The organism is Tardiphaga sp. (genome assembly GCF_044340795.1).
Lineage (GTDB): Bacteria > Pseudomonadota > Alphaproteobacteria > Rhizobiales > Xanthobacteraceae > Tardiphaga.
In genome coordinates, this window is the sequence record NZ_JBIISY010000298.1 from 1 (window position 1) to 6,492 (window position 6,492).

Below are 6,492 nucleotides of genomic sequence, written 5' to 3' on the forward strand. Positions count from 1 at the left end.
TCAGCGATGACCGCGCCCTTTGCTTTGAAGGCCTTCAGGTCACGCAGCGCGGACGCCGGCCAGGAAGGTGTTCACTTCGCCGGTGAGCTGCTCGGCCTGTTTCGACAGGCCCGAGGCCGCGCTCAGCACCATGCTGGCGGCATTGCCGGTCTCGTGCGCCGCATTCGTGACACCGCCGATATTGGTGGTGACGTCCTGCGTGGCCTGCGCGGTCTGGGTGACGTTGCGGGCGATCTCGGCGGTCGCGGCACCTTGCTCCTCGATGGCCGAGCCGATCGTGGTGGCGATGGCGCTGACTTCCTCGATGGTGGTGGTGATGCCCTGGATGGCGTCGACCGCTTCCTTGGTCGCGTTCTGGATCTGCGCGATGCGGGTGACGATTTCCTTGGTTGCGCTCGCGGTCTGGCCGGCGAGGCTCTTCACTTCGGTGGCGACTACCGCAAACCCCTTGCCGGCATCGCCGGCGCGGGCCGCTTCGATCGTGGCGTTGAGGGCGAGCAGGTTGGTCTGGGCGGCGATGGTCGAGATCAGGTCCACGACCTCCTCGATCTGCTGCGCGCCTTCGGCCAGTGCGCGAACGATGGTGTCGGTGCGGCGGGCGCTCTCCACGGCGTGCGTGGTGATCTTGGCCGACTGTGCCATCTGGCGAGCGATTTCCGAGATCGAGGACGACAGTTCCTCGGCCGCAGCTGCAACGGTCTGGACGCGGCTGCTGGCCTGGTTGGCTGCGGTCGAAACCACGCCGGCCTGGTCATTGGTGCGGGCGGCTGTACCGGACATCGACTGTGCGGTGGCTTCCAGTTCGGTCGAGCCCGAGGCCATCAGGCCGACGAGCTGGCCGACCGACGCGTCGAAGCGATCGGCGAGGGCGATCAGCGCGTCCCGCTTTTCAGCTTCGCTGCGCTGTTCGAGGGCGACCTGTTCGGCCTGCAGCGTGCGGGCGGTGAGCGAGGTCTGGCGCAGCATTTCCAGCGTCTCGGCCATGCGGCCGATTTCGTCGCCGCGATCGGTTTCGGCCACGGTCTGGTGAAGCGCGCCGTTGGCGATCTCATGCATGCGGGCCTGCAGGCGGCGAAGCGCACCGAGAATGTCGCTGGCAATCAGGAACGAGAGTAGCGCCATGGCGCCCAGCACCGCAGCGCCGAGCGCACCGAGACGCATCAGCAATGCATTCACATCGGCGTCGAGGTCATCGACATAGAGGCCGGTGCTCACGGTGACATCCCACGGCGCGAAATGACGGGCATAGACCATCTTCGCCGTGGGCTCGGTCTGGCCCGGCCGCGGATAGAGATAATAGGTCATGCCGCCGGTGGCACTCTGCTTGCCGGCGTCGATGATCGCTTTCGAGATCAGAACACCGTTGGAGTCCTTCGCGCCCGTGTTCTTGTCTTCGAGCTTGGTATTGCCGGCATTGACGAGAATGACGCCGTCGGGGCGATAGGCGACGAGATAGCCCTGCTTGTTGCCGAAGGTCATGGTGCGGGCGCGCATGCGGAACTGCATCTGCGCATCGGCGAGGCTGAGCTTGCCGGCGCTGACCTCCTCCTGGAGGCCTTCTGCCATGCCCAGCATCAGGTCAGTCGCGGTGTGGAGTTGCTCCATCCGATCCTCCGTCATGCGCTTCTGGCTGAGCGATGCGGCGACTGCGATCACGGCGCAGATCGATGCGGCGGAGACCAGCACCATGCTGGCGAGCATGGTGCGGATCGTGAAACGGCTGAGCAAACTCATGGCGACCTCTGATCGGAGCGATGTGCACTGCAATACCAGCGAGTCGCTTACCAATCGTGAATCGTGATGAGCTCAACTTGTTCGCGGCGCGAACGGCGTCGCGTTCAGTTGCGAAGCGCCGGCACCACGAGAAACGGAATCATGCCGAGCACCACGCTGATCAGCGCGAAGGCGAGCAGCCAATTGTAGCTCTGGGTCCAGTCATGAAGCAGGCCGCCGGCCCATGATCCCAGCGCCGCGCCGAGGCCGCTGCCGAAGGTGATGGCGCCATAGATCGTGCCCACGCGTTTGCCGCGAAAGATCTTCATGGCGGTCGCGGAGAGCAGGGGCCCGCGTGATCCAACCATGCTGCCGAAGCAGACAACGAAGCCGGTGAGCAACGCGTAGCTCGGATACCATTGCAGCAGCCACAGCATGACTATCCCCAGCAGCGAGCACGAGTAGCTGAACAGGATCGAAGGGCGACGGCCGATCACGCCGTCGAGCCAGCTGATGCCGAGCATGCCGCAGAGCAGGGCGACGCCACTGAACCCCCAAGCTGTTGCCGCCTGGAGCGGCGGGAAGCCAACATCGACGAGATAGGCAACCACTTGCGGCGTGATCGCATACATGCCGATGGCGGTGAAGAAGAAGGTACCGAACAGCGCCCAAAAGGCGTGATGGCGCATCGCCGAAACGAGCGTCCATCCTTCGTCGATCAGGTCTTCGCTGCCTCGCGGGCGCTCCAGATGCGGCGAGCCTGCGCTGAACCTTCGCCACGGCATGATGAGCAGCGGCACCATGATTGCCAGCGCGGTGAAACCAAGCACACGGTAGGTGCCACGCCAATCGATGTGATCGATCAGCAGCTGCGCGAGCGGAAGCATGATGAGGACGCCAGCGCCGGTGGCGGAATAGACCACGGACATTGCCGTCGGCAGGCGCTTGCCGAACCATCGTCCCAGCAGCAGCGCGTTCGGAACATTGCCGATGCAGGCCACGGCAAAACCGAAGCAGAGCCCCATGGCCAGCTGGAACTGCCAGAGTTGCTGTGAATAGGCGGCGGCGAGCAGCGCGCCTCCGAGAACCGCAAGGCCGATGAGGAATACCGTGCGCGGCCCGGATCTGTCGAACAGCCGTCCGACGAGGGGGGAGGAGAGCCCGACGCACAACGCCGTCAGAGAATAGATCGAAACGACCTCGCCGCGATCCCAGCCGAAGGACTGCGAAACCGGCAGCAGGAAGACCGTAAAGCTTTCCTGCAGACCGCGGCCGAACAAGGAGAGTGTGAAGCAGAGACCGAGGACGGAGAGCCCGATGCGTTGGGACGTCTTCAAATCCATCGGGCGCTCTTTTTCCACGGCGATTGCGAGGGCGTCATGGGACGCGCTTCGCTCGCCATGGACAAGTGCGCTGGATGAATGCGGCTATGCAGAAGTGTTGTCTGGAGTCAGGATTTCGCTGCGCTGCGTCCGGCTTTGACAGCTGCGTCTACTCCGGCTTCAGCAGAATATGCCGCTTCTTGCCGAGCGAGAGCTTGATGACGCCTTCGGGCGTCAGCTGGTCCGGCGTCAGCAGCATCTTCTCGTCATTCACGGCAACGTCGTTGACACGCAGGCCGCCGCCCTTGATCTGGCGGCGTGCTTCGCCATTCGATGCCACGAAGCCGGCGTTCACGAACGCTGCCAGGACGCCGATGCCGGCTTCCAGCTCGCCACGCGGAATGTTCACGGTCGGCAGGCTCTCCGCGAGCGCGCCTTCCTCGAATGTCTTCCGCGCGGTCTCGGCGGCGGCCTCTGCCGCCTCGCGGCCATGCACAACGGCCGTCGCTTCGGTCGCCAGAATCTTCTTCGCCTCGTTGATCTCCGATCCGCCGAGCGCTGCGAGTTTGGCGATCTCGTCCAGCGGCAGGCGGGTGAACACCTTGAGGAAGCGACCGACATCCGCGTCTTCGGTGTTGCGGAAGTACTGCCAGAAATCATAGGGGCTGAAGAGATCGCCATTCAGCCAGACGGCACCGGAGGCCGACTTACCCATCTTCTCGCCCGACGATTTGGTCAGCAGCGGCGTGGTCAACGCATAGAGCTGGGGTCCGCCCATCCGATGGCTGAGATCGACGCCATTGATGATGTTGCCCCACTGGTCGGAGCCGCCCATCTGCAGGATTGTGCCGTAGCGGCGGTTGAGCTCCGTAAAATCGTAGCCCTGCATGATCATGTAGTTGAATTCGAGGAAGGACAGCGACTGGTCGCGGTCGAGGCGCAGCTTCACGCTGTCGAAGGACAGCATGCGGTTGACCGAGAAATGCCGGCCGACATCGCGCAGGAATTCGACGTAGTTCAGCTTCAGCAGCCAGTCGGCATTGTTGACCATCAGCGCGTCGGTCGGGCCGTCGCCATAGGTGAGCATCTTGCCGAAGATCTTCTTTATGCCCTCGATGTTCTCGGCGATCTTCTCCACCGTCAGCAACGACCGCTGGTCGTCGCGGAACGAGGGGTCGCCAACCATCGAGGTGCCGCCACCCATCAACGTGATCGGGCGATGCCCGGTCTGCTGAAACCAGTACAGCATGGTCACCGAAATCAGATTGCCGATATGCAGGCTGGTCGCCGTGGCGTCATAGCCCACATAAGCCGTGACCGGTCCCTTGCAGCAGGCGGCATCCAGCGCGGCAGCGTCGGAGACCTGATGGATCAGGCCGCGCTGGTCCAGCACGTTGAGGAAATCGGACTTGTAGGTGGTCATCGGTTCGGGACTCGGGTCTGAAGGTTTTACGCCGCCTCAATCAATCGGCGGCATGCTGGCGGCGGTCGGGCCGCCAGAGGGTGGTTTGGTATAAGATTGAGCGGTTCGGCACAAGTTTGGACCGGAATTCAGGGATTTTTGCGTGACCAGGGCGCTGCGAGCGATCGGGCTGATGAGCGGAACCTCGCTGGACGGGGTGGACGTCGCCATGATCGAGACCGATGGCGAACGGGTCACGGCGTTCGGGCCATCCGGATATCGACCCTATGCAGAGGCCGAGCGGACGTTGCTCCGGCAGGCGCTGAGCGATGCGATCGGCATGCGCGATCGCAATGCGCGGCCAGGCGTGCTCGCGGAGGCCGAACGTGTGGTGATGGACGCCCACGCCGAAGCCGTCGAGGCTTTCCTCTCAGAGAATGGGATTGCCCGCGATGCTGTCGATATCGTCGGCTTCCACGGACAGACGGTTCTGCATCGGCCGGCGGATCGCCTGACGGTGCAGATCGGCGACGGGGAAGGGCTCGCGAAACGCCTCGGTCTGCCCGTGGTCTATGACATGCGCGCAGCCGATGTGGCTGCAGGCGGGCAGGGGGCGCCACTCGTCCCGGTGTATCATCGCGCCCTGGCACGCGAGCTGGATCGCCGTGGGCCATTGATCGTCGTCAATATCGGCGGCGTGTCCAACATCACCTATATCGATGGCGACGACGTGCTGATCGCCTGCGACACCGGCCCGGGCAATGCGTTGCTCGATGACTTCGTGTTGCAGAACACCGGCCAGCCTTTCGATGCCAATGGAGCCCTGGCGTCCGAAGGGCAGGTGGACGAGCCCTGGATCGCCCATGCTCTCGAGAATCCGTTCTTCGTCGCACCGCTGCCGAAATCGCTCGATCGCAATCACTTCGCGGCGCTGAGCGTGGCTGGCAAATCACCCGCCGATGGTGCGGCGACGCTCACGGCATTGACCGCTGCAACCATTGCAGCGATCGCGCCGCTGCTGCCGAAGCGGCCGCAGGCTGTCGTCGTTGCCGGCGGTGGTGCGCGAAATCCGACACTGCTGTCGATGCTCCGCGCCCGCGTTGCGCCGGCATCGGTGGAGAGCGCCGATGCGCTTGGCTGGTCGGCCGATGCAATGGAGGCGCAAGCTTTTGCGTTTCTGGCGGTGCGCAGTGTGAAGCGATTGCCCCTGACGTTCCCGGGCACAACGGGCGTTGCAGGCGCCATGACCGGCGGCGTGTTTGCAGGCGGACCGCTGACTTAGCTGCGCGATTCGCCGAGTCGGCGCGGTCCACGGACGCCGATGATGATCACGGGCATGGGTGAACACCGGTCCGTGATTGCGTCATGAGTTCTCGTGATTGTGCTGGTAACACGCTGCCGCATGCGTGTGCGATTTGTTGCTCAAAGCACACAGGTCACAATTGATGCTGCGTCAATCCACCGCGGCCATTGTGTCGCATCACTGTCGCCAACAGATTGACGCCGAGCGGCCGCGACAGCGGCTGAAAGAAGATGCGACGCCTGTTTGCAGAACGCTTGTGCGTTTGCCTGTGGCCTCGCCCTGGAGGCGGCATGACGACGATCAAGCAGACAATTCTCGGCTCGGCGGCAGCGCTGATGGCCATCGGCGGCGCGCAGGCGGCAGACCTGCCGGTGAAGGCCAGGGCCGTCGAATATGTCAAAGTCTGCTCGCTGTACGGTGCGGGCTTCTACTACATCCCGGGCACCGACACCTGCATCAAGATCGGCGGTGCGATCCGTATCGATACCACGTTCAATGGCGGCCCTTATGACGCGCCGTACTGGCAGGGTGGTGCTGGCGGTAACAATCTCTGGACCAAGGACTACTACCTCACCCGCGAGCGCATCAACCTGACCACGGATACGCGGACATCGACCGACTACGGTACCGTCCGCACCTATGCGAATTTCCAGCTCGATTTCACCCAGAACCGCGACAGTATCGCGGGCGGCTTCACCGAGGTCGATCTCGCTTTCATCCAGTTCGCCGGCTTCACCTTCGGCAAGGCGGTG

The 6,492-nt window shown here is 63.6% G+C and carries 5 protein-coding genes; 2 read left to right on the forward strand and 3 right to left on the reverse strand.

Features of this window, described 5'->3' with window-relative positions; all coding sequences use genetic code 11:
* Nucleotides 1-39 precede the first annotated feature (39 nt).
* The 3 genes from ACIQ17_RS29365 to tyrS form a co-directional block, all read right to left on the reverse strand.
* Nucleotides 40-1,734, reverse strand: a complete 1,695-nt coding sequence (locus ACIQ17_RS29365) for a methyl-accepting chemotaxis protein (protein ID WP_398472960.1) — start codon at nucleotides 1,732-1,734, stop codon at nucleotides 40-42.
* Between the two features lie 104 nt (nucleotides 1,735-1,838).
* Entirely contained in the window at nucleotides 1,839-3,056 is a 1,218-nt protein-coding gene (locus ACIQ17_RS29370) for an MFS transporter (RefSeq protein ID WP_398472961.1), read from the reverse strand.
* 148 nt (nucleotides 3,057-3,204) lie between these two features.
* Nucleotides 3,205-4,458 carry a tyrosine--tRNA ligase gene (tyrS, locus tag ACIQ17_RS29375; protein ID WP_398472963.1) on the reverse strand — a complete coding sequence of 418 codons (1,254 nt, stop codon included), beginning with the start codon at nucleotides 4,456-4,458 and terminating at the stop codon, nucleotides 3,205-3,207.
* A 142-nt stretch (nucleotides 4,459-4,600) separates the two neighbouring features.
* On the opposite strand from tyrS, the gene ACIQ17_RS29380 reads away from it, so the two are divergent.
* A complete protein-coding gene (locus tag ACIQ17_RS29380) occupies nucleotides 4,601-5,719 on the forward strand; it encodes an anhydro-N-acetylmuramic acid kinase (protein WP_398472964.1) in 1,119 nt (372 codons plus the stop codon).
* A 311-nt stretch (nucleotides 5,720-6,030) separates the two neighbouring features.
* Nucleotides 6,031-6,492, forward strand: a 462-nt coding sequence (locus ACIQ17_RS29385; RefSeq protein ID WP_398472965.1) for a porin, incomplete at its 3' end; no start/stop codon positions are given.

Excerpts from the sequence above, each read along its gene's own strand:
- ACIQ17_RS29365 (WP_398472960.1), bottom strand. The coding sequence starts at position 1,734 with ATGAGTTTGCTCAGCCGTTTCACGATCCGCACCATGCTCGCCAGCATG.
- ACIQ17_RS29370 (WP_398472961.1), bottom strand. The coding sequence starts at position 3,056 with ATGGATTTGAAGACGTCCCAACGCATCGGGCTCTCCGTCCTCGGTCTC.
- tyrS (WP_398472963.1), bottom strand. The coding sequence starts at position 4,458 with ATGACCACCTACAAGTCCGATTTCCTCAACGTGCTGGACCAGCGCGGC.